The organism is Winogradskyella pacifica, assembly GCF_003386275.1.
Classification (GTDB): domain Bacteria; phylum Bacteroidota; class Bacteroidia; order Flavobacteriales; family Flavobacteriaceae; genus Winogradskyella; species Winogradskyella pacifica.
In genome coordinates this window covers 138,540-164,994 of record NZ_QREI01000005.1, presented here as the reverse complement: position 1 = coordinate 164,994, position 26,455 = coordinate 138,540, and the positions used below count along the sequence as shown (strand labels likewise).

The 26,455-nt window shown below is 33.3% G+C and carries 20 protein-coding genes; 6 read left to right on the top strand and 14 right to left on the bottom strand.

Going from position 1 to position 26,455, the window contains the following annotated elements; genetic code table 11:
- Nucleotides 1-36: 36 nt before the first annotated feature.
- Nucleotides 37-771, bottom strand: a complete 735-nt coding sequence (locus tag DFQ09_RS11880) for a LytR/AlgR family response regulator transcription factor (RefSeq protein ID WP_115810604.1) — start codon at nt 769-771, stop codon at nt 37-39.
- An 827-nt stretch (nt 772-1,598) separates the two neighbouring features.
- Here DFQ09_RS11880 and DFQ09_RS11875 point away from each other — a divergent pair.
- Both DFQ09_RS11875 and DFQ09_RS11870 read left to right on the top strand, forming a co-directional pair.
- Entirely contained in the window at nt 1,599-2,873 is a 1,275-nt protein-coding gene (locus DFQ09_RS11875) for a ribonucleotide-diphosphate reductase subunit beta (RefSeq protein ID WP_115810602.1), read from the top strand.
- Between the two features lie 30 nt (nt 2,874-2,903).
- The gene (locus tag DFQ09_RS11870) at nt 2,904-4,688 is read left to right on the top strand and encodes a ribonucleoside-diphosphate reductase subunit alpha (protein WP_115810600.1); all 1,785 of its coding nucleotides are present in this window, start codon (nt 2,904-2,906) and stop codon (nt 4,686-4,688) included.
- Nucleotides 4,689-4,988: 300 nt separating this feature from the next.
- On the opposite strand, the gene DFQ09_RS11865 is transcribed toward DFQ09_RS11870, so the two are convergent.
- The 4 genes from DFQ09_RS11865 to DFQ09_RS11850 all read right to left on the bottom strand — a co-directional run bounded on the left by DFQ09_RS11865 (nt 4,989) and on the right by DFQ09_RS11850 (nt 9,685).
- Nucleotides 4,989-5,459, bottom strand: a complete 471-nt coding sequence (locus DFQ09_RS11865; RefSeq protein WP_115810598.1) for a hypothetical protein — start codon at nt 5,457-5,459, stop codon at nt 4,989-4,991.
- Nucleotides 5,452-6,168, bottom strand: a complete 717-nt coding sequence (locus DFQ09_RS11860) for a DUF6503 family protein (protein ID WP_115810596.1) — start codon at nt 6,166-6,168, stop codon at nt 5,452-5,454. Before DFQ09_RS11860 ends, DFQ09_RS11865 begins: the two co-directional genes overlap by 8 nt.
- 107 nt (nt 6,169-6,275) lie before the next feature.
- The gene (locus tag DFQ09_RS11855) at nt 6,276-7,127 is read right to left on the bottom strand and encodes an OmpA/MotB family protein (RefSeq protein ID WP_115810594.1); all 852 of its coding nucleotides are present in this window, start codon (nt 7,125-7,127) and stop codon (nt 6,276-6,278) included.
- Between the two features lie 260 nt (nt 7,128-7,387).
- Nucleotides 7,388-9,685 (bottom strand): inorganic phosphate transporter, encoded by a 2,298-nt coding sequence (locus DFQ09_RS11850; protein ID WP_115810592.1) that lies wholly within the window; start codon nt 9,683-9,685, stop codon nt 7,388-7,390.
- 387 nt (nt 9,686-10,072) lie between these two features.
- Here DFQ09_RS11850 and DFQ09_RS11845 point away from each other — a divergent pair, with 387 nt between their 5' ends.
- On the top strand, nt 10,073-10,429 hold the full coding sequence (locus tag DFQ09_RS11845) for a toxin-antitoxin system YwqK family antitoxin (RefSeq protein ID WP_115810590.1): 357 nt from the start codon (nt 10,073-10,075) through the stop codon (nt 10,427-10,429).
- Nucleotides 10,430-10,510: 81 nt separating this feature from the next.
- Here the strand turns inward: DFQ09_RS11845 and DFQ09_RS11840 are convergent, their stop codons facing one another.
- Nucleotides 10,511-13,336, bottom strand: a complete 2,826-nt coding sequence (locus DFQ09_RS11840; RefSeq protein WP_115810588.1) for a TonB-dependent receptor — start codon at nt 13,334-13,336, stop codon at nt 10,511-10,513.
- A 73-nt stretch (nt 13,337-13,409) separates the two neighbouring features.
- Nucleotides 13,410-14,639, bottom strand: coding sequence for a hypothetical protein (locus tag DFQ09_RS11835; protein ID WP_115810903.1), 1,230 nt, complete (start codon nt 14,637-14,639; stop codon nt 13,410-13,412).
- Between the two features lie 234 nt (nt 14,640-14,873).
- Here DFQ09_RS11835 and dgt point away from each other — a divergent pair, with 234 nt between their 5' ends.
- The gene (gene dgt / locus DFQ09_RS11830; protein WP_115810586.1) at nt 14,874-16,214 is read left to right on the top strand and encodes a dGTP triphosphohydrolase; all 1,341 of its coding nucleotides are present in this window, start codon (nt 14,874-14,876) and stop codon (nt 16,212-16,214) included.
- A 228-nt stretch (nt 16,215-16,442) separates the two neighbouring features.
- On the opposite strand, the gene DFQ09_RS11825 is transcribed toward dgt, so the two are convergent.
- Complete coding sequence (locus tag DFQ09_RS11825) at nt 16,443-18,227, bottom strand: 1-deoxy-D-xylulose-5-phosphate synthase (protein WP_115810584.1); 1,785 nt, start codon at nt 18,225-18,227, stop codon at nt 16,443-16,445.
- Between the two features lie 22 nt (nt 18,228-18,249).
- On the bottom strand, nt 18,250-19,176 hold the full coding sequence (locus DFQ09_RS11820) for an energy transducer TonB (protein WP_115810582.1): 927 nt from the start codon (nt 19,174-19,176) through the stop codon (nt 18,250-18,252).
- Between the two features lie 79 nt (nt 19,177-19,255).
- Between DFQ09_RS11820 and DFQ09_RS11815 the strand changes: the two genes are divergently transcribed.
- Together DFQ09_RS11815 and DFQ09_RS11810 are read left to right on the top strand one after the other, a co-directional pair.
- Nucleotides 19,256-19,705 carry a nucleoside deaminase gene (locus DFQ09_RS11815; protein WP_115810580.1) on the top strand — a complete coding sequence of 150 codons (450 nt, stop codon included), beginning with the start codon at nt 19,256-19,258 and terminating at the stop codon, nt 19,703-19,705.
- Between the two features lie 36 nt (nt 19,706-19,741).
- A complete protein-coding gene (locus tag DFQ09_RS11810) occupies nt 19,742-20,206 on the top strand; it encodes a protease complex subunit PrcB family protein (protein WP_115810578.1) in 465 nt (154 codons plus the stop codon).
- Nucleotides 20,207-20,299: 93 nt separating this feature from the next.
- Here the strand turns inward: DFQ09_RS11810 and DFQ09_RS11805 are convergent, their stop codons facing one another.
- The 5 genes from DFQ09_RS11805 to aspS form a co-directional block, all read right to left on the bottom strand.
- Nucleotides 20,300-20,491: a cold-shock protein gene (locus DFQ09_RS11805; RefSeq protein ID WP_020898101.1), complete on the bottom strand. Its 192-nt coding sequence runs from the start codon at nt 20,489-20,491 to the stop codon at nt 20,300-20,302.
- Nucleotides 20,492-20,593: 102 nt separating this feature from the next.
- Complete coding sequence (locus DFQ09_RS11800; protein ID WP_115810576.1) at nt 20,594-20,839, bottom strand: hypothetical protein; 246 nt, start codon at nt 20,837-20,839, stop codon at nt 20,594-20,596.
- Between the two features lie 33 nt (nt 20,840-20,872).
- Nucleotides 20,873-22,675 carry a chloride channel protein gene (locus tag DFQ09_RS11795; protein WP_115810574.1) on the bottom strand — a complete coding sequence of 601 codons (1,803 nt, stop codon included), beginning with the start codon at nt 22,673-22,675 and terminating at the stop codon, nt 20,873-20,875.
- A gap of 70 nt (nt 22,676-22,745) precedes the next feature.
- A complete protein-coding gene (locus tag DFQ09_RS11790; protein WP_115810572.1) occupies nt 22,746-24,536 on the bottom strand; it encodes a chloride channel protein in 1,791 nt (596 codons plus the stop codon).
- A 47-nt stretch (nt 24,537-24,583) separates the two neighbouring features.
- On the bottom strand, nt 24,584-26,338 hold the full coding sequence (gene aspS, locus DFQ09_RS11785) for an aspartate--tRNA ligase (RefSeq protein WP_115810570.1): 1,755 nt from the start codon (nt 26,336-26,338) through the stop codon (nt 24,584-24,586).
- Between the last annotated feature and the right edge of the window lie 117 nt (nt 26,339-26,455).

The window sequence follows — 26,455 nt, the reverse complement described above, 5'->3', positions numbered from 1 at the left end:
TAGTTGAGGCTTAAGCAAATAATTCATGATTGCGATTTATAGTTTTTCAAGAAAATCTGATTTGCGCTGTCTCGCTACAGGAATTTTATGATCACTGTCCATAATAACATAACCTTCATTTTTAATGAATGCCTTAATCTTATTGAGGTTAATAATGTAGGAGTTGTGAATTCTAAAAAAATAATGCTCTGGTAAGATGGCGTCAACTTCTTTTAATTTTTTTGTAAGCACTATTTTTTTCTGATTCTGTAAGAATAGCGTGCTGTAATTTCCATCAGATTCTATGTATATAATATCATCGACATCTAAAAATAGCAGTTTGCCATCCGTGTTAATGGTAATCTTTTTTTTATCGAATTGCGAATTAAAATTAGTGAGCATACGCTCTAGTTTTTGGGAGTTGATGGTGCGCTCGCTATGTTTTTTGATTTTTGAGATGCAGTTCCTTAAGTCGTCTGAGTCTATAGGTTTTAATAGGTAATCAATAGCATCATGTTTTAGAGCTTTAATAGCATATTCGTCGTATGCTGTAGTTATGACCACAGCAAAGTCGGGGTTGTTGAGTTGCTCTAAAAATTGAAAACCACCAATAGTAGGCATTTGCACGTCTAAGAATAAGCAATCTGGTGTGTGCGAGTTTAAATAGGTGAGCGCTTCATCTGGATTAGTAAAGGAGGCCATAACTTCTATTTCTTCGCTAAAATTGCTGATTTCCCAAATTAAGCTTTGTACAGCTTTTGGTTCATCGTCTACGATTACTGCTTTTAACATGCTTATAAATTATTAAATCTAAATATAGGAATATATTGAGTGTTAGGGATGTAAATATGTATGTAATGCATGGTTTTGTGTATAGCGTGCTAAAAATATCCGAAGAAAAATAGTGCATCCAGATATACACTTTTTTTTACCAATTATACATTACATCGTTGAATTATAGTAAATTATAGTCATATTTGTGTAATGAAATGAACCAAAAATTACAGCAAATTAGGGGTTTGCTTTTTGGTTTATATGCTATTAATTAGTAAAATTTAGAGCTTTAAAATTCTAATCTTTCATTACTGTGTTAATTTGTAATACGTAATTTTTTTAATTACTTATTATTAGTTTTAGTTAGTTATTAGGGAAAAAAGAGCGTTATATCAACGCTCTTTTTTGTGGCTTAATTTCAATGAAATATTTATATCTTAACCGTCAATAAACTCGGTTGTTAACCTTCGTTTTAACACGATTAAACTTACATTTTTATTTGTATTTTATTTGTTTTAATTACCTCGTATACAGCTTTTTAGTTTCGTTTTTGGCAATCTTCGCTTTTCTTCCACTATAAACTGATTTGTTAAGAACTTGTTGACAATGTTTATAAAATTAGCTTTCATTTTTACTGACAATTGTCAATCTTTGTAGCGAGCAAAATAAAATAGATTTTTCTAGTTTTTGGATTTGAAAATCGTGAGGAAAAATCATTTTTTATAAAATTCAGCCCTTTATTTCTATAAAGGAAAAATATAAAACGTTTAACGGATTTACCCAATCAGTTTAGAATGGTTTCATACCACTCTAATGACTAGATAGGCTTTAAAATTAAAAGAAATATGGAGATTACTCAGATTATAAAAAGAGATTATGAAACAAGTCCGTTTGTTTTAAATAAAATCACAAATGCTATTGAGAAAGCAATGCTTTCTGTAGGAAATGGTAGTAAGGAAGATGCCAATACCATTTCTGTAAATGTGTTACAAACATTATTAGATAGAAAGGGAAGAGATCATAATTATTTACCTACGGTAGAAGAGGTTCAAGATCTTGTTGAGGAGAAATTAATGACAAGCTCTTTTCCTAGTGTTGCAAAAGCATACATATTATATAGAGACGAACAAGCGAGAAGTAGAAAAACAAATATTTTTGAAAAGCGTATTAACTTAAAGCCTTATGAGTACCCTGAGCTTAATGAGTATGTAGATGCGATAAGACATTCTTATTGGATTCATTCTGAATTTAACTTCACTAGCGATATTCAAGATTTTAAGACAAGACTTACAGTGGTTGAGCAAAATGCTATTAAAAATACCATGCTTGCTATTTCTCAAATTGAGGTTGCTGTAAAATCATTTTGGGGTGAGATTTACAACAAAATGCCTAAGCCAGAAATTGGGTCTGTAGGAGCAACATTTGCTGAAAGTGAAGTCCGTCATCACGATGCTTACTCACATTTATTAGAAATATTAGGTCTTAATAACGAATTTAAAAACCTGAAGAAAAAGCCGGTAATAATGAGACGTGTTCATTATTTAGAAACCGCTTTAAAGAATGCTAAAAGTGAAGACAATAAAGAATATGCAGAGTCAATTTTATTATTCTCGTTATTTATTGAGCATGTGTCTTTATTTTCTCAGTTTTTAATCATTATGGCGTTTAACAAACACAAGAACATGCTTAAAGGTGTTTCTAATGTGGTTGAAGCAACGTCTAAAGAAGAGCAAATTCACGGTGATTTCGGAATTGATATCATCAAAATTATTAAAAATGAAAATCCAACTTGGTTTGATGCAGAACATAGTACGCTAGTAAGAGACTTATGTATAGAAGCATTTGACTCAGAAAGCAAACTTGTAGATTGGATTTTTGAAGCAGGAGAACTAGAGTTCTTACCTAAAAATGTTATTAATGAGTTTATCAAAAACAGATTTAATAATTCATTAGAAAGCATTGGCATCGAAAAAGTATTTGATGTAGATGAAAAATTATTAGTGCAAACCGAATGGTTTGATGACGAAATTATAGGAACAAAACACGGAGATTTCTTCGTGAAGCGTTCAATAAACTATGCAAAGAGACAAAAAAGTGTAACCGGCGACGACCTATTTTAATACGACCTAATTTAATCCATTAACGACCCTATGAACCAAGACATCAAAGACAAAGTGATTCAAGAATCAACAACAACATCTAGCCACGATGAATTAATTAAAGCTAGAAAAGAAGCTATTAAAGAAGCAAAAGCAGAACCAGAAATTAAATGGTTAACTGAGCATAGTCGTCAATTTTTAGCTTCTGGTTACCTTACAGGTGATACAACACCAGAAGAAAGAATTAGAGAAATTGCTGATAATGCAGAAAAAATATTAGGTATCGATGGTTTTGCAGATAAGTTCTATGGCTATATGGCTGAAGGGTATTATTCATTAGCATCTCCGGTGTGGTCAAACTTTGGAAAAAGACGTGGCTTACCAATTAGTTGTTTTGGGTCGCATATTTCTGATGATATGGGAGATATCCTTTATACACAGTCGGAAGTTGGAATGATGTCTAAATTAGGAGGTGGTACTTCTGGTTATTTTGGAAAATTGCGTCATAGAGGTGCTCCTGTAAAAAATAACGGTGAGTCTTCTGGTGCAGTTCACATTATGCAGTTGTTCGAAAAAATGGTCGATGTTGTAAGTCAAGGGTCAGTGAGAAGAGGTCGTTTTTCTCCATACTTACCAATTGAGCATCAAGATATCCACGAGTTTTTAGAAATAGGAACAGAAGGAAATCCAATTCAAGAGTTAACACATGGTGTTACTGTAGGTGATGAGTGGATGCAAGAAATGATTGATGGCGATTCAGATAAAAGAGCTATTTGGGCAAAAGTATTACAACGTAGAGGAGAGATAGGATATCCTTATATTTTCTTTAGAGACAATGCTAATAACAATGCTCCGGATGCTTATAAAGATCAAAAACATGAGATTTACGCCAGTAACTTATGTTCAGAAATTATGTTACCTACAAACGATCGTTGGTCATTTGTTTGTGTATTATCTTCTATAAACTTATTACATTATGATAAGTGGAAAGATACCGATGCTGTTGAAACAATGGTATATTTCTTAGATGCTGTTTTAGAAGAGTTTATTACAAAATTAGAAGTATATAGAGATTCTGAAAACCGTGACGATAGACATACATTTATGTTTATGGAAAAGGCATACACGTTTGCTAAAGAAAACAGAGCTTTAGGTTTAGGTGCTTTAGGATGGCACTCATTATTACAATCTAAAATGGTAGGTTTTGATAGTAAAGAGGCATTTGACTTAAACAGTGAAATCTTTAAAACAATTAAAGATAAATCGGTTAAAGCTTCAGAGGAATTAGCTGACTTATTTGGTGAGCCAGAAGTATTAAAAGGATACGGAAGACGTAACACCACATTAAATGCTGTAGCACCAACAACATCTTCAGCGTTTATTTTAGGACAAGTATCACAAGGTATTGAGCCAATTTGGTCTAACAGTTATGTAAAGGATATCGCAAAAATCAAAACAACGATTAAGAATCCTTACTTATTAGAGCTTTTAAAGGAAAAAGGAATGAACACTAATGACGTTTGGAAAAGCATCCGTGATTATGATGGTTCTGTACAACATTTAGAAGGGCTTACAGAAGAAGAGAAGAATGTGTTTAAAACCTATTCTGAAATTGATCAAATGACAATTATCTACCAGGCAGCAAACAGACAAAACCATATAGATCAGTCACAATCATTGAACATTATGGTGCATCCAGATATGCCAGTAAAAGATATTAATAAAATCTATGTTACCGCTTGGCAATTAGGAGTGAAGTCATTGTACTACCAACACAGTATGAATGCTGCACAGAAGTTTAAGCAAAAGAAAGATTGTACGAGTTGTGAGGGATAATAAATTGCTGCGTAGGCAGTAATCTCTCAAAATAAAATTTAAAACCACTCTACTGTAGGGTGGTTTTTTAAGGCGAAATTTTAAAGTGTTAAATCGGGTTTAGGTAATTGGTTATTAGTGTTTTAGTCCGTATTCGGATTGTACGAAAATAGAGAGTACTAATTAATTGATTAAACCCGATTTAATTAAATTATATATTATGAGTAAAAACAAACCAATAAAGAGACCGGTTAAAAAAGGAAAAGTACAGTCAAATTCACAACCAACAAACAAAAGGCCAGTAAAACCAATTATAAAACCTTAAAAAGTGAATAAAAAGAAGTATGCCATTGTAAATATTGAGACTATCAACATAATAAAATTTGAAGTGTTAAGTATTCTTATAGCTTTATTGAATACAGAATAATCCTTAATATTATTCTCTTCATCTAATCCATATTTGGTTATTTCATCTTCTTTTTTGGCCCATTTTTTCTCGTTATTATGCGCTTTAACAGCTATATGTTGATTAACATAATTAATAATAATTGTAAGCATAAAAAGAAATATTGAAACCTTTAAAATTATTGGATCAATATCCATATTCTTATCAAAAATATATTTTAAAATACTCAAACCTAATACTATTCCTCCTGTACTTAAAGCTATTGTGATAATATCTATTCTTTGACGGGCATAGGTTTCTGATTTATAAGATTCAGTATAATGCTGTAAAACACTCTCTCTATATAAATCTTTATTCTTTTTGATCTTGTTTTTTTTCTTACTCATTTGTCAAAGTATCAGTCCCCAAATACTTATCCGCTTTATTATAATACCAAGCTCTTACTTTAGGCACTTTAATGCCATTTAAGAGTGTTTCTTCTGAAAGCATTATATATTCACCACTATCTGGTTTCTCTTTACCATTCTCATCTGTTTTAAAGAACTGATAGATCTCCATAGCATAAGTCTTCGGGTTAAAGTAAAAATACCAAACGTCACTACCTACGGCTTCATCATACGTTACTTTTAAAACCAAATATGTTTTGCCTTTAAAGGTTTTCTTTTCAACCTTACCAAGATTAGTGCCTTCATCTTTCAACTTCATTGGTAAACCATACAAATACGAATAGTAGTTTTTGTAAAGTGTCGCTCTATCGCAAGTCATGTTTTTGTCTTTAGCTTTAAGACTGTCTAAAACTTTGCCATTATAAGTCAACGTGCATTTATCCTTGTTTAAAGAATACGTCGTTGTTACCGTATCTTTTGTGGCGGTAACACTAAAATATTCTGCAGGTAAGTTTATAGAAATAATACTAGTGCGCTTTGCTGCTTTAGGCATGGTCATTACCACGGTAAACGTATCATTAAAGTGTTCCCAGTTGCCATTGGGATCGTGATAATTAATGGCGTTGTTTAATAATTCTTGTGAGGATAGGTTTTGGCTAAAACCAGAAAAAGACCATAAGAATAGGGCTAAGGCGAGGAAATATTTCATAGTCGTTATTTTTTTACAAATTACAATAATATCAAACAAAAAAAAGCACCCAATGCCGAATTGTTCGGGAGGGTGCTTTTGTTATAAAATCTAAAAAGATTTATGACTTATTTTTCTTCCATCATGGCGAAGAACTTATCAATGTTTGGCATTAATATAATACGTGTTCTTCTGTTTTTAGCTCTATTAGCGTTATTGTCATTTTCAACTAAAGGTTGGTAGCTACTACGACCAGAAGCGATTAATTGCTCTGGTGCCACTTTAAACTGCTTTTGTAATTTTCTAACAACAGATGTTGCACGTAAGACACTTAAATCCCAGTTATCTGCAATTTTATCCGTGTTTATGCTTCTTGCATCTGTATGCCCTTCAACCATAACATCTAAACTAGGCTCAGAGTTAATAACGTCAGCTAATTTCTGTAAGATTTTGTCAGCTTTGTTTCCAACTCTGTAACTCGCTGTGTTAAATAACATATTATCAGCAATAGAAATCATAACTACAGTTTCATTGATATCAACAACGATATCTTCATCTTCGTCAAGATCACTAGTGTTCATAGCTTTACTTAAGTTGTGCTGTATTGCTACATTCATTGAATCTTTTAACGTTTTAGCACCTGCTAATTTCTCTGGACTAACGTTTTTAAGCGTTTCGCGCATTTTTTCTTTGCTTGCTCCAGAAGCTACAGTACCATCTTCAGATACCTGAAATTTTGCTTTATTCTCAATAGTTAAACCTTCAACATCTTCATTCAAAGATTGTATTTTAGAATTGTATTGATTAACTCTTGCTTCAATAACGGCAAACTTATTTTCTAAATCTTCTTTTTCTACTCTTGTCTTAGTTAACTCACTTAAAGTTTCTCCTTGCTGTTGTTCTAAGGCTAAGTATTTTTTCTTAGATACACATGAACTTAATATTACAGCGGTTACTAATAGGATTGAAATTTTCTTCATTTTATAATTTTTAGTTATTATCGTTTTAAAGTTATATATACGACAAAAGGTCGTATTTGGATGTTGAACGCTTAAAATTTTTAACTTTTAGGACTGTGTACTGACTTCAGTATGGACTCAATTTTACGTCTTTTGTTTTTGAAGTGTAATGTAAAGTGTTGAATTGGTTACTATTGAAATGGATTTAAATCTGTTTCAAAAAAAAAGCTTCAAATCGTAATTAGACTTGAAGCTTTTTTAATAAAGATGAAATAGAGGATCTACTCTTCTTCGATATGGATAGTTGCTGGCTCTACTGAACTATCATGAGAGTTGTAATACTCTTCTAATAGATTCATCGTTGCCGTTAGCAAATCTTTAGTTTCTAGAAGTAAACTGAAATAAAGCGTTGTGTTCTTCGGACTAGATTCTTCAGTTCTAGTTCTAGCCACTTGCTTGTTGATTTTATCGGTTACTAAATCAAACAATTCTTTTTTATGTTTAATGATAGTTCCAATTTGCTCAAAAGAATGTGAGTCGAACGCAACTTTTGTCTTGTTGAATAATTCTTCAAGCGTTATGTCAATTTCTTTCAATTCCTTAATCTGACTAAATTTAAGCTTCTTATGGTTGTTGTGAATATGCTTATGACTTGTTTTAGAGATGTACTCTAAAGATTGCGTCATATCTTGTAAATAGCCTAAAATATTAATGTAGAAACTACTAGCTCGTAAACTCGTTTCATCTAGATTTTTAATAAAATAGAATATATTATCCCTAAGAATATCAACTTCATCAGAGAGTTTGGTAACCTGTTTTTTATTCTTTTTAAGTAAGGTTAAATCTTGTTTTGCCAAACCTTCTATAGCGTTAGTGTAAATTCTATTTCCACGTTTTACAACATTAGAAATATTATCTGCACTTTCTAAAATTACACCTTGTACAGAACTGCTTCCTGCTTTTGTTAAGCTGTCTTCAGCTATTATGCCTTTAGATTTTTTGTTGTGCGCAATTGAGCTTCTTATTAAAAGACCAATAGCAGCCAATAACAAAATTGGAAACATAACCTCTAAATTAAGGCTCAATAAATAAGCCACTAATGCTGCGGCTGCAAAGGCACTAAATGCTGTAAAGAACCATCCACCTATAACGTTGATAACTCCAGCAACTCTATAAACTGCACTTTCTGCACCCCAAGCTCTATCCGCTAAAGAGGTTCCCATTGCAACCATAAAGGTAACATATGTAGTAGATAAAGGTAATTTCCAAGACGTAGCAATAGAGATTAAAACGGCAGCAACCATTAGGTTTACGGCTGCTCTTACCATATCAAACGCTGGTAAATCTGCTGCTTTTACTTTTTTAGAAACGAGTCTTGGTTCAAATTGTTTGTCAATTTTTTGTTGCCATGATTTAGGTAAGACATATTCAGACATTTGAGACATAGCCATAGCACTTCTCACAAAACCTCTTGATAGAAAGTTAGGTTGAAAACGCTCTTCTGTTGCTCCTTGGCTAGAAAGATCTAATGATGTTTTTACAACGTTTTTTGCTTTAGTTGAAAACCATAAGGTTAGAACCATAATCATTCCTGCAGCAAATAATAACCAGTTGTTTGCCGGAACTTTTTCTGCTAAAACTCCCATTGGAAACTGATCAGCAGCCAATCCAGATGCTCCCCAAAGCTCAAAAGCATTATAAGCCGCCATTGGTACTCCAATGAAATTCACTAAGTCGTTACCAGCAAATGCTAATGCTAAGGCGAAGGTTCCAACAATAATAATCAACTTATAAATATTAGTTTTTAAAACTGTAATTACCGCATAAGATAAAAGCGACCAAAAGACAGAACTAACAGCAAGAATGGTAAATACACGATTTTCTAAGAAATATGCCATCGTACGACCACCTAAAATATCGTAACTGTTATTTGCGAAGGACGTTCCTTTTAAACCTTTTATAAATATAAAATAGGTAATAGCTGTTAGGGCAAAACCGCCAAAAACAGCACCAACCCAAGTTGCTTTTTGTTCAAAATTATTAGAGAGTAACAGCCTGGTGAACCATTGTACAACGGCACCAATGGAGAACGCAATGACTACAGAAAGCAATATTCCTATAATTATTTCTGCTGCTTTTTCATTGTTTATGTAGTGCATTACATCTGAAAATTGACCACCATCATGCCCAATTTTAATTAATGCCATAGCTACAGAAGCTCCCAATAATTCAAAAACGATAGATACTGTAGTTGAAGTTGGTAAGCCTATAGTGTTGAAGAAATCTAACAATAGAATATCTGTTATCATTACTGCCATGAAAATAATCATGATTTCATTAAACATAAACATATTAGGATTAAAGATGCCTTTTCGTGCGACTTCCATCATTCCACTAGAGAAAATTGCGCCTATTGCAACTCCGACACTCGCAATAATGACGACTGTTTTAAAAGAAACAGCCTTAGAACCCATTGCAGAATTTAAGAAGTTAACAGCATCATTACTTACTCCAACTACCAAATCGGCAACGGCCAAAATGACTAAAGCAATGATCATTAATAAGTAAATATTATCCATAATTCTTAGTTAAAAATAAACGTGTAAAGATCTTTATATGGTTTTAGGTGTATGTTATCTAAATGTTATTATTAAAAGTGATATCCAACTAATAAATGATTTTGGAAGTCAACCAGTTTTTAGCGTCATCTAATTTGAAAGCATTTGAGTTTTTGTTTTGAATAAGCGCTATTGTGGTTGATTAGTGATATGTCGGTTAAGCTGTATGGCATTGTTTTAACGCTGTATTTCATTAATTGTCTAATGTGTGAATTTTAAGGAAATGTCTACATAGTTATAAATCAGCTAACTACGGTTTCAATGTTAACTTAATGTTATGAGAATATTGTCTAAATGTAAAATAAGTGCTATATTCGTAAGACAAGTATGAATTAAAGCCAAATAGATATGAAAAAGATAGTCATAATATTAGTAATGTTGAGTGTAGGGTTCACATATGCTCAAAATAAAAATAAGCCTCAATTAGAAAAGAAAGGTGATTTGTTAATCGCTACATATTTTCATGATAACGGTGAAATACAGCAAACTGGTGCTTTTGATGCCAATGGTAAACTGCAAGGTAAATGGACGAGTTTTGATGTGGAAGGCAATAAATTAGCCGTTGCAACATATGATGCTGGTAAAAAAGTTGGAAAGTGGTTCTTTTGGAAAGGTGATTCGCTAAAAGAAGTAGATTATAGAGACAACGCTATTGTAAGTGTGGTTGAATGGTCTAATGATAGAACCTTAGTCTCTAGAGATTAAATCAACTAGATAAGTATACGAAATAAAAAGAGCTGTAATATTGAATTACAGCTCTTTTTGTATATAACATTTAATGTGTTCCTATAAATTCATACTATAGCCTAAGCTAAATGTCGTACCAGGATTTCTTGAAGAAAAGTCAGCGCTAATATCACCATAAGATTCATATTGACTTAATCTATCATCGTTAAGAATATTATCTATTTTTAAACTAAGTTTAGAGCGGTTGTCTTTTCCAAAGCTCTTGGATAGATTAAAATTTAAACTGTTGAAAGATTGGGTATACACATCAGGATTTTTACCAAAACCAACAACTTCTAACGTTTTTCCTTGAACATTATAGAAAAGACCAGTTTCAAAACCAGATTCAGAGTTGTTGTAGTTAAGACCGACATTTACTAAAAATGGGGATTGCCCTTGTAACTCACGAGTATCATCTATAGTTTCTCCATTTCTTGCAAATTGCTGCCTAGATTCATACTCTTGTCCTTCCCCTTTCGCCATTTCAATTTCAGATTTAATAATTGAAACATTGACGTTTAAACTTAAATCAGATAAAGATTCAGCAATGAAATTAAAGTTTTTACGACCTTCAAATTCTAATCCGAGTACTTGTGCCTCTGGAGAGTTTCTTGGTGTAAACTGATTAGGTGCTGCAAATGAGAATGCAACTAATTCAATAGGGTCTTTAAACTTTTTGTAAAACCCACTAACTGCGAACATTTGTGCTTTTTCACCGAAGAACTCATATCTTATATCAAAGTTGTTAATATAAGACGGTTGTAAATCAATATTACCTAAAAAGATAATTCCTGTCAATAAATCAGGAATTTGCACTACTGAAGACTCCTTAAAACTTGGTCTAGCTACGGTACGGAAATACGATAAACGGATATTAGACTTTTCATTAGCTTCATAGATAAAGTTTGCAGAAGGGAACAAATCTAATTCTTCAATAGTTTGTTCATTATCGAAAACTTCAGTTCCTGAATTGTTCTGTCCTGTGAATAATGTTGTAAAGTATTCTGCTCGAACACCAACTATAGATCTTAATTTATCTATAATTTTGAATTCGTTAGATACATATACAGCGGCTGTATTTTGTATAGACTCGTAAGAGTTGGCTGGCTCAAAGTTTCCACGGATATAAGAACCAGTATTGGTTTCAGGGGTCCAAATATTGCTAGGGTCTAAAATAGCATTAGGATCTCCGTTAAAGCTTGAAGTATTTACACTTCTAAAAGCAACTTCGTATTTATAAATATCATAATTACGTTTCTTATAACTTGCTAAAGCACCAAATTTAAGTGAGGCTTGGTTACTAAATAAGTCGTATTTTTTTGTGAAATCAACTTTACTTGTAACATTAAATTCTTCTAAGTCTCTCCATAAACGTTGTGGAAATCCAGCGTCAGAGCTAATATTTGTGGTGCCATCATTATTTAAAATAAATGTCGTTAATCTTACGTCTTTATCGTAAACGCGGCTAAAACTTGGTGATACTTTCCAGTCTATAATAAAATCATTTTCTGCAAGACTATGATGTCCTCCAAATAAAAAGTTGGTTAAAGAGCGTTGCGTATATTCTAAGTTATCCTTATCAACAGTAATAGCATTTGAGATTTGGGTTACTTGGTTAAATAATGCAGCTCTACTTTCTCCATTTTGTATATGCAACACATTAAAGTTGTATTTAGAGTTATCTGTTTTAAAAGATAAACCTACCAATCCACTTAATAACACATTGTTTTCGCCTAAGTCACCAGTTTGTCTACGGTCAAATCTAAGCTCATTGATATCACGATCTTCATTTTTTTGGTAAACTCCATTTTCAAAACCTTCATAAAATAAGGTTTCATTTTTGTAATTAATAGAAGCAATTAAACCCAATCTATTGTCACCTATATCAAATTGATTTCCGTAATTAAATCCTAAGCTAAAATTTGGTAAGCTAGTTTTTCGTTCAGTAGCTAAAGTACTATTAAATGAACGTGTAATGCCTTCTAAGCTACTATTATTTGAAGAGGCAGGGTTAGGTGTTGAGGTTGTAGGTGTAATAGGTAAATTTCTATCTCCACTATCAAAACCTAGAAAATCTGTTCCGCTACCTTCATAAGTCACATAGTTAGAATTAAACGACATGTCTGGATTGTAACTCGTAGAAAGCGAAAAGCTCATCGCTTTTTGTGATGGAAAATCTTTAGTGATGATATCTACAACACCTCCTGTGAAATCTGCAGGTAGATCAGCAGATCCAGATTTTATAACTATTATGTTTTCTAAAATATTGGTTGGAAATATATCCATCTGAATCGTATTCTTGTCAGGATCAAGCCCTGGGATGTCCATCCCATTTAAAATAGACTTAGTGTAACGGTCTCCTAAACCTCTAACATATACATATTTACCTCCTTGTACAGAAACACCTGGTACACTTATAATAGCAGAAGCAATATCACTTGCACCTGCTTTTTTGATGCTTTCTATAGAAAGGCCATCGAGTAAAACCGCAGAATTACGTTGAAGATTTAAAACGGACTCTTCCGTGTTTCTACGTGCGGAAGTTGTAATTACAACCTCGCTTAATGCAGACGACGATGGATTTAATGTCACATTGAGTTCTAAAACTTTATTAGCTTCAATTTTTACATCTGTAATAGCTTTTGTTTCATAACCAACAAATGAAAACACTAAGGTATAAGTGCCTTCATCTAATGCTAATTTATATTCACCATCAAAATCTGTAGTGGTTCCTGTAGCGGTATTTTGAATTACGACGTTAGCAAAAGGAAGTACATCGTTAAACTCACCGTCAAAAATTTTACCTGTTACAGTTCCGGTTTGCTGTGCTGCTGAGAAAGAAAAGGATAATAAGATTGCAAAAAAAAGAGATATAGATTTAATCATTTTAATATGATTTTAAAATATACAAAATGTCCGAAAGTAATTTCCGGACATTTTGAGATTTATGTTTGATAATTTAGAATGCGTTTTGAGACGCTGCATAAGTCCAACCAAATACTGTTGTATTTGCTCCAACTGTTGCAGCAGCAGAATTTTCAATAGTTGTAACGTTATCTGAGAATTTAGCTTCGTTTCCATTAGCTCCATCAATGATGTCAGCAAGAGCAACTCCTGTAGGTAAAACAATTTCCCAATTTGAAAACGTTAATCTATCTGCAGCTAATTCAGTTTGAGTATCCTCGTCGTTAAATCTGATGTCAGAAGTTGCACCAAAGTTGTATACTAAGATATTGTTTAAGTTAGCAATTAAACCATCTCTACAATCTGTAAAGTGACTTGTTGCTGCATCACCTATTAACGTAATGTTATTAAAAGTGTAACCCGCTTCAGTTGCCGCAGATCCTTCAGGGCCATCTAATTCTAAAGGAGAACCTGATTCTGAAGTTTGGATAACAACTGCGTTAGTCATTGTACCAGACCAAGATTGGTCAGCATCTAAACCATCATCACCATGTGCCCAAGTGATAAAGTTAGTTCCATTTACAGTACCACCAAACCACTCAAAACCGTCATCTTGGTTCGCTACTACTTCTAAGTTTTCCATAGTAGTTCCATTACCAACACCACCCATTGTGATACCATTAATTTCATTACCGTCTCCAATAGTAATACCACCATGTCTTACAGAGATATATTTGTAAACACCAGAGTTATCATTTGAGATTGTTCCTCCGTACTGTCCATAAGGCTCCGTAGCTGGTATCCCTTCAATTTGTGCAGTTTCAACATCTCCACTAACAGAGATTGGAGCACGACCTAAGATGATTAATCCTCCCCAGTAACCAGTATCAGCTTGGTTTAAGTTTGTTCCTGCTGTTTGTCCAACAGTAATATTATCTAAAATAGAAGTCATTATAATTGGGTTGCTAGCAGTACCTTCTGCCATAACTTTTCCTCCTTGATCAACAACTAAAGCAGAAGCTAATGACTCTTGGCCTTCAGCACCTTTAATAATAGTACCAGCTTCAATTGTTAAAGTAACACCATCGTTTACAACAACTTTTCCATTTAATTGATAAATGTTGTTTGATGTCCATGTTTCATCTTCTGTCAAAATACCTGATTTCTGAATCAAGTCATTAGTGTTTCCTCCATCATCATCAGTAGTGTTATCATCATCACTACTACAGTTAAATGCGATAAGAGAAAATGCAAGTAAGAAAAATAAGTTTTTAGTTGTTTTCATTTTGTTTTTGTTCATTAAATGTTATGCCGCAAAGAAAACATGATTAACTAACTTGTAGGTTAATTGAAAATTAAAGGTTTGTAATGAAAAGGTTAGTGGAGTGTTAGCTTAGTATTAAGACAATTTATATTAAGGAAACAATTAGCTAACATTGAAATTTGTTTTATCTAACTAGGCATAATATAATCAATTGTATACCAATTTATTTATCTTGCATCTTATAAGAATTAAACTATGAACTGGGAACAACTACTCTCTTTAAAGCGCTTTGGCGATACCAATAAAAGATTAAGAAAAGAACAAGATGAAACCCGTTTGGGTTTTGAGGTTGATTATGACCGTATTATATTTTCTTCAGAATTTAGAGGGCTACAAGATAAAACACAAGTGGTGCCTTTATCTAAAACCGATTTTGTCCATACACGCTTAACACATAGTTTAGAAGTTAGTGTGGTAGGACGGTCTTTAGGACGAAAAGTAGGACAGTTATTATTAAAGAAGCACCCGCAATTAGAAAATGTTCATGGTTATAAAATGAATGATTTTGGTGCCATTGTGGCTGCAGCTGCTTTAGCACACGATATCGGAAATCCACCATTTGGACATTCTGGAGAAAAAGCGATTGGCGCTTATTTTAAAGAAGGACAAGGTGCCGAATTTAAAAAGCACTTAACTGAAAAAGAGTATCAAGATTTGTGCGATTTTGAAGGAAATGCTAATGGATTTAAAATTCTTACGGAAAGTAGAGAGGGTAGAGAAGGCGGTTTAAGGTTAAGTTACGCAACTCTTGGTGCTTTTACAAAGTATGCTAAAGAATCGTTACCTAAAAAGCCAACCAACCATATTGTAGATAAAAAATATGGGTTTTTTCAGAGTGAAAAAGCAATGTTCGAAACCATAGCTTCAGAATTAGGTTTAGCAAAACGAAGTAATAAGCATGCCAGCTATCAACGCCATCCTTTAGCCTTTTTAGTAGAAGCTGCTGATGATATCTGTTATACAATAATTGATTTTGAAGATGGTATAAATCTGGGTTTAATTGAAGAAGAATACGCCTTAGAGTACTTAATTAATTTAGTTAGAGGTAGTATAAAAACTGAAAATTATCACGCCTTAAAAACAACCGAAGATCGTGTAAGCTATTTACGAGCATTAGCCATCGGTAGATTAATTGATGAAGCGGCGACACTGTTTATGAAGCATGAAGAAGCTATTTTGGCAGGTGAATTTGAAACGGCTTTATTAGATGTTAGTCAGTATAAAGCACAGATAAAAGACATTATTAATATAAGTATCAAAAATGTGTACCGCTCTAAAGAGGTTATTAATAAAGAAATTGCAGGTTATAAAATCTTGAATCAATTATTAGAATCTTTTGGAAAAATGGCACAGCATTGTTATGAAGAAAATATGTCTAATTATGATGAGTTATTACGCAGTACTTTGCCAGAAACGGTACAACTTAGTACTAAGTCATTGTACGAAAACCTATTAGCGGTATGCCTTTATGTTTCCAAATTATCGGACACTAATGCGATGTTATTGCATAAAAAAATTCAAGGTCAAATACTATAAGTATGCATTTCATCGAATAAATTTGTTTTTGAACGATATATTGTTTTAATTTACTTCATAATCAACCCATTAACCTACCTACTTATGAAAAATAATATACTCGGAGGACTTGTCATTTTTTTAGTTGTAGTAACGTGTTTACTGATGTTAGACGATATTTCAAGCGAAGGTTTAGAGCAAACAACTTATGATTCTATTCATACTGAGCAGATTGACAATACATCGGACTTAGCCATTATTGATACTGAGGATTAAATCTTTAATTTCTTTTCTAATAGATGTTACATCTAGTTTCTGTAACTGCATTAATTGGTCTGTAGTGCCATGTTCAATAAATTGATCTTCAATACCTAAGATTGTGATTTTTTGAGAATAATTATTCTTGTTAGCAAATGCTAGGATTGTACTGCCAAAACCACCGACGATAGTACCGTCTTCAATGGTAATTATCGCTTTATGTTGTTTAAATACTGCATGCAATAAGCGTTCATCCAAAGGTTTTACAAATTGCATATCATAATGACTAATTGCGTCTTTTTCATCTAAAGCATTAATAGCATCTGTAATTGTTTTAGCAATAGTACCAATAGATAGTATCGCAATTTGGGTTCCTGTTTTTAGACATAGACCTTTTCCTATTTCAATAGCTTTAAACGGTTTTTTCCAGTCTAATAAATGGCCTCGACCTCTTGGATAACGAATAGCTATAGGGAAATCAATACCTAATTGTACCGTATACATTATGTTTCTAAGTGCTATGGCATCTCTTGGCGAGAAAATCACCAGATTAGGAATACAATTAAGATAGGCTAAATCGAAAACGCCATGATGCGTTGCTCCATCTTCACCTACCAATCCGGCACGATCCAAACAAAAAATAACGGGTAAATTCTGTAAAGCCACGTCGTGTATGATTTGATCGTAAGCACGTTGTAAAAAGGTGGAATAGATATTACAAAATGGAATGAGACCTTGTGTTGCCATTCCTGCAGCCAATGTTACGGCGTGTTGTTCTGCAATACCCACATCAAAAGCACGATCCGGAATCGTTTCCATCATATATTTTAACGAACTACCCGTTGGCATTGCGGGAGTAATACCTACAATTTTATCGTTTTTTAAAGCCAATTCTACAATCGTCTCACCAAATACATCTTGAAATTTAGGAGGTTGCTTCAACTCAGATTTTATGGGAAGTTCACCTGTTTTGGCATCAAACTTTCCTGGTGCGTGGTATTTTACTTGGTCTAATTCGGCTTGCTTTAAACCTTTACCTTTGGTAGTAATAATATGTAAAAACTTAGGGCCTTTAACGGTTTTTAGTCGTTTTAATTCTGAAAGGAGCAAGGGTAAATCGTGACCATCAATAGGGCCAGAATAATTAAAGTTTAAGGCTTCAAAAATATTGTCTTGCTTCTCAGTTCCTTTTTTTACGTTCGTTAAATATTGTTTTAAGGCACCAACACTAGGATCTATACCAATGGCATTATCGTTTAAGATAACGAGTAAATTAGCATCTGTAACTCCAGCATGGTTTAAGCCTTCAAAAGCCATTCCACTAGCAATAGAGGCATCACCTATAACAGCAATATGGTGTTTGTCTTCTCCTTTTAGCTGTGATGCAATTGCCATTCCTAAAGCTGCCGAAATTGAGGTTGATGAATGTCCGACACCAAAAGTATCATACGCACTTTCACTGCGCTTTGGAAAACCACTTATGCCACCAAGTTGTCTATTGGTGTCAAAAATGTCTTTTCTTCCGGTTAAGATTTTATGTCCGTAAGCTTGATGGCCAACATCCCAAATAAGTTGATCTTCTGGTGTGTTAAAAACATAATGCAAAGCAATAGTTAGTTCTACTACGCCTAAACTAGCTCCTAAATGGCCTTCTTTTGTGGCAACGATATTAATAATAAAGTGGCGCAACTCTTGGGCAAGTTGAGGTAAGGCTTCGGGCGCGAGTTGACGTAAATCTTCAGGAAGATTGATATGTTTTAAAAGCTCATTTTTCACATCGTAAAAATACGAGATTTTATTAGTCTTCGATTAAAAAGACTATTGGTATAGTGTAAATAGCGGCTACATTTTTGTTGCGTTGTTTTGCAGGTTTAAATTTTGGTAGAAGTTTAATCACTCTTTTAACTTCATTTTCTAATTCCGTATGAGGTGATTTTCTTACTTTGATATCTATTACATCTCCATTTACATCTATCTTAAACTGAGTAAAAATGCGTTGTTTGCCTTTTAAACCAAGTTTTTTAGCAATTTCAATATTAAAATTGTCGGTAATGATTTTTGAAATGTGTTTAGATAGGTATTCTTTCTTTTCTGATTTAGATAATGAATCTGGTGTGTTTGTAAATTCGGCATCGTCTTCAATTATATGTCCAAAAACAATGTCTTCATCTGGTTTTGGAGGTTCAATAAGACCAACAACATCAATCACTTCGATAACATCTCCCATGATAGGAGGAATTGGACTTACCTGTACCTTAACAGGATCTGGTGGTTTTGGGATGGTTATATTTTTAGAAGAATCAATAATAATTTTAGAAGCTGTAATCTCTGGGATTTGAATTGATTTAGCTTCTAGAGTAGAAATTACTTCAACAGTGTCAATTTTCTTGGTGTTGCCATTTCCATCAGAACAATTTAATAGTGACGTTCCCATGGTAATCAATAAGGCTAAAAGAAATGATTTATGAAAACTCGTTTGTCGCTGAATGATTTGTTGAGGAATTTCAATTCGAATTCGCTCTAATTGCGATACCTTAAAACGTCCGCAAATTTTTTCACCAGTATTTACGGCCAAATAATCTTGAATCTCTTGTTGTGGCATTTTGGTAAAATCAATAACTGACTTAGTACATGATTGGCAAAATTTACCTTTGTCTTCAGGAATCATGTTATCCCAATTTTCGTGACAAGGTTTTGGTATCGAAATAGAATAGTGTTTTTTCATGACTAAAAGCTTTGTTTTTACACATCAAAATTCTTGCCGCAATGATTTATAATAATTTTGAAATCGTATTTTTACAACCATGATAAACCCATTTGACGATACATACTTTATGAGAAAAGCGCTTCAGGAAGCTGAGGCTGCTTATGAAAAAGGTGAAATACCTGTTGGCGCGGTAATTGTAGTAGAAGATAGAGTCATTGCCAGAACGCATAATCTTACAGAATTATTAAACGATGTTACAGCACATGCCGAAATGCAAGCCATTACATCTGCAGCTAATTTTTTAGGTGGTAAATATTTAAATAAATGTACCTTGTACGTTACCTTAGAACCTTGTCAAATGTGTGCAGGAGCCTTGTATTGGAGTCAGATTTCTAAAATAGTTTATGGAGCTTCAGACGACCAAAGAGGTTTTAAAACTATGGGAACGCAATTGCATCCTAAAACAGAAGTGGTAAGTGGTATTTTAGCAGAAGAAGCTTCTGCATTAATGAAACGCTTTTTTATTGAAAAGCGTAATTTGAATTAAATTGAGTAAATTTTAGAATTTTAAAAAGAACTTATTATGAAAATACAAGCCTTACTACTATTATCCTTAGTATTTGTTTTGAATTGTAAAAGCAATAAAATCGAAAAAAATAATGCTAAAATGAAACATTCAGAACGTACTTTAATTGCCAAAGGGAATCTTTACGGTGCTGGAGAAGAAGGTGTAGCTAAGCAAAACACTATTATTGAAAATCAGAGTGATTGGGAGCAATTAATGGCTCAAATGAATAAAGTGAACAATGTTTCAGAGAGTTTTACAGAAACTAAAATTGATTTTTCAGAATATACCATTATTGCGATATTCAACGATGTAAAAAGTACTGGTGCTAATAGTATTGAGTTAGATATTTCTACAACTTCAGAAAACACGTTAGTTGTTGTGAAGTACATTAGTCCGACCGGAAATGCGACGAGTGTAATGACGCAACCTTATTATATTACTAAGATCCCGAAAACGGACTTACCTGTTGTTTTTCAGTAGGTTGTTAAAACGACTTACGTTAAACATCCAAAAAAATGAGCAAAAAAAAACGCTCAACCATTGGTTGAGCGTTGAAACTTGTAAGATATATACTTATAGTACTTGCACGTTGGCAGCTACTAATCCTTTTCTTCCTTCTTCTTCATCGTACTCTACTGTGTCTCCTTCGCGTAATTCTACGCCATTAAGGTTTGATACATGTACGAAGATGTCTTTTCCTGTTTCTTCGTTGGTAATGAATCCAAATCCTTTTGAATCATTAAAAAATTTAACTGTTCCAGTCATTATAATATAAATAAAAATTAAAGTACAAAGATAAAATAAAAATCGAATGTTAAAAAAATGTTTTTGTTTAATAGCCTTTTTCTTGCCTTAAAATTTATTATATTACTTTTTTAAATCGCGTTGATTTTCACGCATTTTATCAAGATTCTCTTTAGTAAGCATATATTCTTTTATGTCTTTATCTTTCCATCTGTAATAAGAAAACAATGGGAAAACGATAAAAAATAAACCTAGAACTCCGAAGCCTATGAGTTTTTCAGAATATTCTAAGTCTAATGTTAAGCCACAAACGATGCTGATAAATGAGGCTAAAAAGAGAATAAATGTTATAATTTTTATGGGTTTCATTTGAGTGAATTTATCTAAAATACCAATTAATATTTAGGATGTAAAGTTAATTAATTCGGTGCGATAAGCCGTTAATAGTTTAGATTTTGAAACAAAGCCGTAATATTTATTGTCTTTAATTACAGGTAGATTCCATGCTTTTGAATCTTGAAATTTTTTCATTACGGTATGCATGGCATCTTTTTCATATATAATATAATCGGGTGCTTGATGCATAAACGTTTCAACTGTGGTAGATTCATATAAACTTTGATCAAACATCACAGACCTGATATCATCTAACAGAATAATACCAACAAACATATCATTAGAATCCGTAACAGGAAATAAATTTCTACTCGATTTTGAAACTCCCTCTCTTAGCATTTCACCTAAACTCATTTCGGGATGTAAAGCAATAAAATCTTTTTCTATCACCGAATCTAAGGTCATTACGGTTAGAACACTTTGATCTTTATCATGCGTTAATAGATCTCCACGTTCGGCTAATTCTTTGGTGTAGATGGTGTGCTCCATATAATTCTTAGTAATCATATATGAAATGGCAACCGTTATCATTAATGGTAAAAACAAAATATAACCTCCTGTAATTTCAGCAATTAAAAATATAGCAGTTAAAGGTGCATGGATCACGCCAGCAATCAATCCGGCCATACCAATTAGCGTAAAGTTGGCTTCAGACACTTGGTGCCCAAATCCGATGTTGTTAATTATTTTAGCCACAACATTACCCAAGGCACTTCCCATTACCATAGTCGGTACAATAACTCCACCAACACCTCCAGCAGCAAAAGTGGTCGTCATTGCAATAGCTTTAAATATGGTAAAACCGATGAGTAACACAATAACTACCCAAATATTATCCGTGTATTTGTCAAACGGATTAGAGCCAAGTGCGTGTAGATAGTTGCCTTCAAATAAATCTTTGGTAAAACTTAAACCTTCACCATGAAGTGGCGGAATAAAATATAACATAATACCAATGGCGATACCACCCACCAGAAGCTTTGTAAACTTTGTTTTAAATCGATCGAAAAAGGCATAGATAGCAAAATACATTTTGGTAAAATATATAGATGCTATACCTGTTCCTAATCCTAAAAGCATATAAAAAGCCGTATCTCTTGGGTTGAATTTTTCTGTGACATTAAAGTTGAAAAGCAATTCATCTCCCAAGAAAAAATAAGACGTTAAAACGGAAGATATAGACGCAATTAATAAGGGTAATAAGGATGCAAACGTAAGATCTAAACTGAAAATTTCTACAGCCAATACAATCGCTGCAATAGGAGATTTAAACATGGATGCCACAGCAGCGGCAGTCGCACAGGCAATAAGAAGTGTCCTTGTTTTTTTATCGACATGTAAAATTCGACTTAAATTAGAACTCAATGCAGAACCAGAGGTTATTGCAGGTCCTAATAATCCAACAGACCCACCAAATCCAACGGTTAACGGTGCCATTATTAACGGATGATAAATAAGTTTATACGATAAAAGTCCTTTCTGTCTTAGCAACGAATAGAGTAGTGAAGGTATGGCACGTTTTATATATGGAGGAATAGACGGTGTCATTCCCTGGTTAAACATATATTTTGTTAATAGAAATACCAAAAACAAACCAATAACAGGTAGGATAAAATAGAGTTGGTTTTGAGAAAATATAATGCCTTCTTCTAAGCCAGATTGAATGGCGTATGTAATGTTTTTTAGAGTTACGGCAGCAATACCAGTTAATAAGCCAACGGCAATACTTAAAATATAAATGAAGTTTTTTTGCGATATATATTTGTATCGCAATAGCAGTAATCGTCTTATGAAGTTTTTTGTTGGCATAAATTAAAAAACCTGTTAGTACTATTGTTTTGTAATTCAAAACCTTAACTATAAGGTTTCTTAACTCAGGTTAAGATGTAAAATTAATTAATTCTCTCCGGTATGCCGTCAATAATTTTGATTTTGAAATAAATCCGATATAAGTACCATTTTTCACTACTGGCAAATTCCAAGCACTACTATCTTGAAATTTTTTCATAATTACAGTCATTTTATCTTTTTCAATGTCGATGATTGCTGGTGGTTTTTGCATTACTTCTATAGCAAATACGTTATCGTATAACGTTTGGTCAAACATTATAGGTCTAATATCATCTAATAAAATTATACCTTTTAAAGTATTGTCTTCTTCATCTATTACCGGAAAAATATTTCGATTCGATTTAATAACCGCTTCTTTTATGATCTCACCTAATGTCATATTGGTGGTCACATGAATAAAGTTAGTTTCTATAACTTTGTTTATGTCCATTAAAGTTAAAACAGCAAGATCTTTATCGTGTGTGATTAATTCGCCTTTGCGAGCTAATTCCATCGTGTAAACAGAGTACGAAACAAAGTATTTTGTTATCCCAAATGAAATTGCAGCAGTAATCATTAAAGGTATAAATAAGTCATATCCGCCTGTAAGTTCTGCAATTAAAAAGATAGCAGTTAAAGGAGCATGAAGAACTCCAGCTAATAAGCCTGCCATCCCAACAAGCGTAAAATTGCTTTCAGAAACAGGGGTGCTAAACAACCCACAATTATTAATGACTTTAGCAACGCAATTCCCCATAATACTTCCCATAAAAAGCGTTGGTCCAAAAATTCCACCAACACCACCTGCTCCAAAAGTTAAAGCACTAGCAATAATTTTGAAGAATACGAGTCCAGCTAAAAGGGCAATAACGATCCATATATTAGTCAAATCTAAATTCAGAAAATTATTGACTAAGGCCTTTTCAGGATTTCCAACAATAAGATTATTAATCACATCAAAACCTTCACCATAAAGTGGTGGAATAAAATAAACAAGGACACCAATCGCAATACCACCAACAAGAAGCTTTTTAATTGGTGAGTTTAGTTTGTCAAAAAGCTTTTGAATCCGCTCGTAAACTTCGGCAAAATAAATAGAGGTAAATGCAGCGCAGACTCCTAAAAAAGCATAAAACGGTACATCAGAAATCCTGAAGGTATCTTCAATTCTAAAAGGCAATATCACATCGTTTCCAGAGAAAAAATAGGACGTAATAATAGCCGAAAGAGAAGCTAACAATAAAGGTAGCATAGAGGCTATGGTTAAATCTAAACTGAAGACTTCAATTGCAAAAATAATAGCGGCAATAGGTGCTTTAAATATAGAAGATAAAGCTCCGGCTGCGGCGCAACAAATTAGCAAGGTTTTGGTTTTTTGATTCATTCTAAAAAGCCGAGCAATGTTGGAGCCAATTGCGGCTCCTGTTGCAACTGCAGGGCCTTCTAATCCTACCGAACCTCCAAAACCAACAGTTAATGGAGCTGTAAGAATAGACCCAAACATTTGATAGCCTTTTATGATGCCTTTACGTTTAGAAATGGCATGTAATGTTGAAGGAATACCATGACTTACCTTTTCTCTAATCACATATTTGATAATTAAATAAACAAGAGTCAATCCAATTAAAGGAAACAAAAAGTAAAACGCTTGATGGTAATATTGAACCAATTTACCTTCTAATAAAAGTTGAATATAATGCGTTAAATTTTTTAGAACGACAGCACCAATTCCAGACGTAAACCCAATTAAAATACTTAATAGATATACAAATTGCTTATGCGAGATATGCTTAGCTCGCCATATCAATAGTCTTTTAAATATAGGATGTTTTGTTTGCATAAAATTAATCTATAAAAAAATCCTGCCAAAAGCAGGATTAATATTTTTTATGATTTTAAATTCAGTTTTAAACTCAACTCTTTTAGTTGATCATCATCAATTGGTGCAGGCGCATCAATCATCACATCCCGACCAGAATTGTTTTTAGGGAACGCAATAAAATCTCTTATCGTTTCTTGGCCTCCTAAAATGGCAACCAGTCTATCTAACCCAAAAGCTAAACCTCCATGTGGTGGTGCTCCATATTCAAAAGCATCCATTAGGAATCCGAATTGTGCTTTAGCCTCTTCATCAGAAAAACCTAGATGTTTTAGCATAATAGCTTGAGTGGCTTTATCGTGAATTCTAATAGAGCCTCCTCCAATTTCGTTACCGTTTAATACTAAATCGTAAGCATTAGCTTTTACATCGCCTGGGTTAGTATCTAACAATTCTATTTGTCCAGGTTTAGGAGACGTGAACGGGTGGTGCATCGCGTGGTAATGCCCTGTTTCTTCATCTAATTCTAATAATGGGAAATCAATTACCCATAACGGTGCAAATACTTTAGGATCTCTTAATCCTAAACGTGTTGCTAATTCCATACGTAGAGCACTTAATTGCGCTCTTACTTTATTGGTATCGCCAGATAAAACACAAACTAAGTCTCCTGGTTTTGCACCAGTGACTTCTGCCCATTTTGCTAAATCGTCTTGGTCGTAAAATTTATCTACTGAAGATTTAAAACTTCCATCGTCATTGCAACGCGAATAAATCATACCTAAAGCACCAACTTGTGGACGCTTTACCCAATCAATTAATTTATCAATTTCTTTTCTTGTATAAGCGTTTCCTCCAGGAACTGCGATACCAACGACCAATTCAGCATTATTAAAAACACCAAATTCTTTATGTTGGGTAACAGCATTTAATTCGCCAAACTCCATTCCAAATCTAATATCTGGTTTATCGTTTCCGTACAAACGCATAGCGTCGTCGTATAACATTCTTGGGAATTTTTCAACTTCAACACCATTCACTTCTTTTAGTAAATGACGTGTTAAACCTTCAAAAACATTTAAAATATCTTCTTGCTCAACAAAGGCCATTTCACAATCAATTTGAGTGAATTCTGGTTGTCTGTCGGCACGTAAATCTTCATCTCTAAAACACTTTACAATCTGATAGTATTTATCCATGCCACCAACCATCAATAGTTGTTTAAAGGTTTGAGGCGATTGTGGAAGTGCGTAAAATTGACCTTCATTCATACGAGAAGGCACTACGAAATCTCTTGCTCCTTCTGGAGTTGATTTGATTAAGTATGGAGTTTCAACTTCAATAAAACCATCATTGGACAAATAGTTTCTCACTTCTTGAGCCACTTTAGCTCTAAAAATTAAGCTGTTTTTCACCGGATTACGACGAATATCTAAATAGCGATATTTCATTCTTATGTCGTCTCCTCCATCCGTTTTATCTTCGATAGTAAACGGAGGCACTAAAGCTTTATTTAAGATGGTTAATTCTGAAACTACAACTTCAATATCCCCAGTTGGAATATTTGGGTTTTTAGAAGCACGTTCAATAACGTTTCCTTTTACTTGAATTACAAATTCGCGTCCAAGCTTTTGCGCTTTTTCTATAATAGCTTTCGGTGTGCGTTCTTCATCAAAATAGAGTTGTGTGATACCATAACGATCTCTAAGATCGATATAAATCATAAATCCTTTATCGCGAACACCTTGAACCCAACCGGAAAGTGTAACTTCTGTATTACTGTGTGATGCTCTTAATTCACCACAATTGTGACTTCTGTACATAATAAAATCCTATAGTTTACACCATATTTAAAGGTTATGGTGTTTTGAAGGTGCAAATTTAATAAGTTAAAAGATTTAAAATCTGTTATTGCCAATTATTTAATAGAAGTTTAATTA

Bases quoted from the DNA above. Each gene is read 5' to 3' on its own strand.
- DFQ09_RS11880 (WP_115810604.1), bottom strand. From the start codon at position 771: ATGTTAAAAGCAGTAATCGTAGACGATGAACCAAAAGCTGTACAAAGC.
- DFQ09_RS11875 (WP_115810602.1), top strand. From the start codon at position 1,599: ATGGAGATTACTCAGATTATAAAAAGAGATTATGAAACAAGTCCGTTT.
- DFQ09_RS11870 (WP_115810600.1), top strand. From the start codon at position 2,904: ATGAACCAAGACATCAAAGACAAAGTGATTCAAGAATCAACAACAACA.
- DFQ09_RS11865 (WP_115810598.1), bottom strand. From the start codon at position 5,459: ATGAGTAAGAAAAAAAACAAGATCAAAAAGAATAAAGATTTATATAGA.
- DFQ09_RS11860 (WP_115810596.1), bottom strand. From the start codon at position 6,168: ATGAAATATTTCCTCGCCTTAGCCCTATTCTTATGGTCTTTTTCTGGT.
- DFQ09_RS11855 (WP_115810594.1), bottom strand. From the start codon at position 7,127: ATGAAGAAAATTTCAATCCTATTAGTAACCGCTGTAATATTAAGTTCA.
- DFQ09_RS11850 (WP_115810592.1), bottom strand. From the start codon at position 9,685: ATGGATAATATTTACTTATTAATGATCATTGCTTTAGTCATTTTGGCC.
- DFQ09_RS11845 (WP_115810590.1), top strand. From the start codon at position 10,073: ATGAAAAAGATAGTCATAATATTAGTAATGTTGAGTGTAGGGTTCACA.
- DFQ09_RS11840 (WP_115810588.1), bottom strand. From the start codon at position 13,336: ATGATTAAATCTATATCTCTTTTTTTTGCAATCTTATTATCCTTTTCT.
- DFQ09_RS11835 (WP_115810903.1), bottom strand. From the start codon at position 14,639: ATGAAAACAACTAAAAACTTATTTTTCTTACTTGCATTTTCTCTTATC.
- dgt (WP_115810586.1), top strand. From the start codon at position 14,874: ATGAACTGGGAACAACTACTCTCTTTAAAGCGCTTTGGCGATACCAAT.
- DFQ09_RS11820 (WP_115810582.1), bottom strand. From the start codon at position 19,176: ATGAAAAAACACTATTCTATTTCGATACCAAAACCTTGTCACGAAAAT.
- DFQ09_RS11815 (WP_115810580.1), top strand. From the start codon at position 19,256: ATGATAAACCCATTTGACGATACATACTTTATGAGAAAAGCGCTTCAG.
- DFQ09_RS11810 (WP_115810578.1), top strand. From the start codon at position 19,742: ATGAAAATACAAGCCTTACTACTATTATCCTTAGTATTTGTTTTGAAT.
- DFQ09_RS11805 (WP_020898101.1), bottom strand. From the start codon at position 20,491: ATGACTGGAACAGTTAAATTTTTTAATGATTCAAAAGGATTTGGATTC.
- DFQ09_RS11800 (WP_115810576.1), bottom strand. From the start codon at position 20,839: ATGAAACCCATAAAAATTATAACATTTATTCTCTTTTTAGCCTCATTT.
- DFQ09_RS11795 (WP_115810574.1), bottom strand. From the start codon at position 22,675: ATGCCAACAAAAAACTTCATAAGACGATTACTGCTATTGCGATACAAA.
- DFQ09_RS11790 (WP_115810572.1), bottom strand. From the start codon at position 24,536: ATGCAAACAAAACATCCTATATTTAAAAGACTATTGATATGGCGAGCT.
- aspS (WP_115810570.1), bottom strand. From the start codon at position 26,338: ATGTACAGAAGTCACAATTGTGGTGAATTAAGAGCATCACACAGTAAT.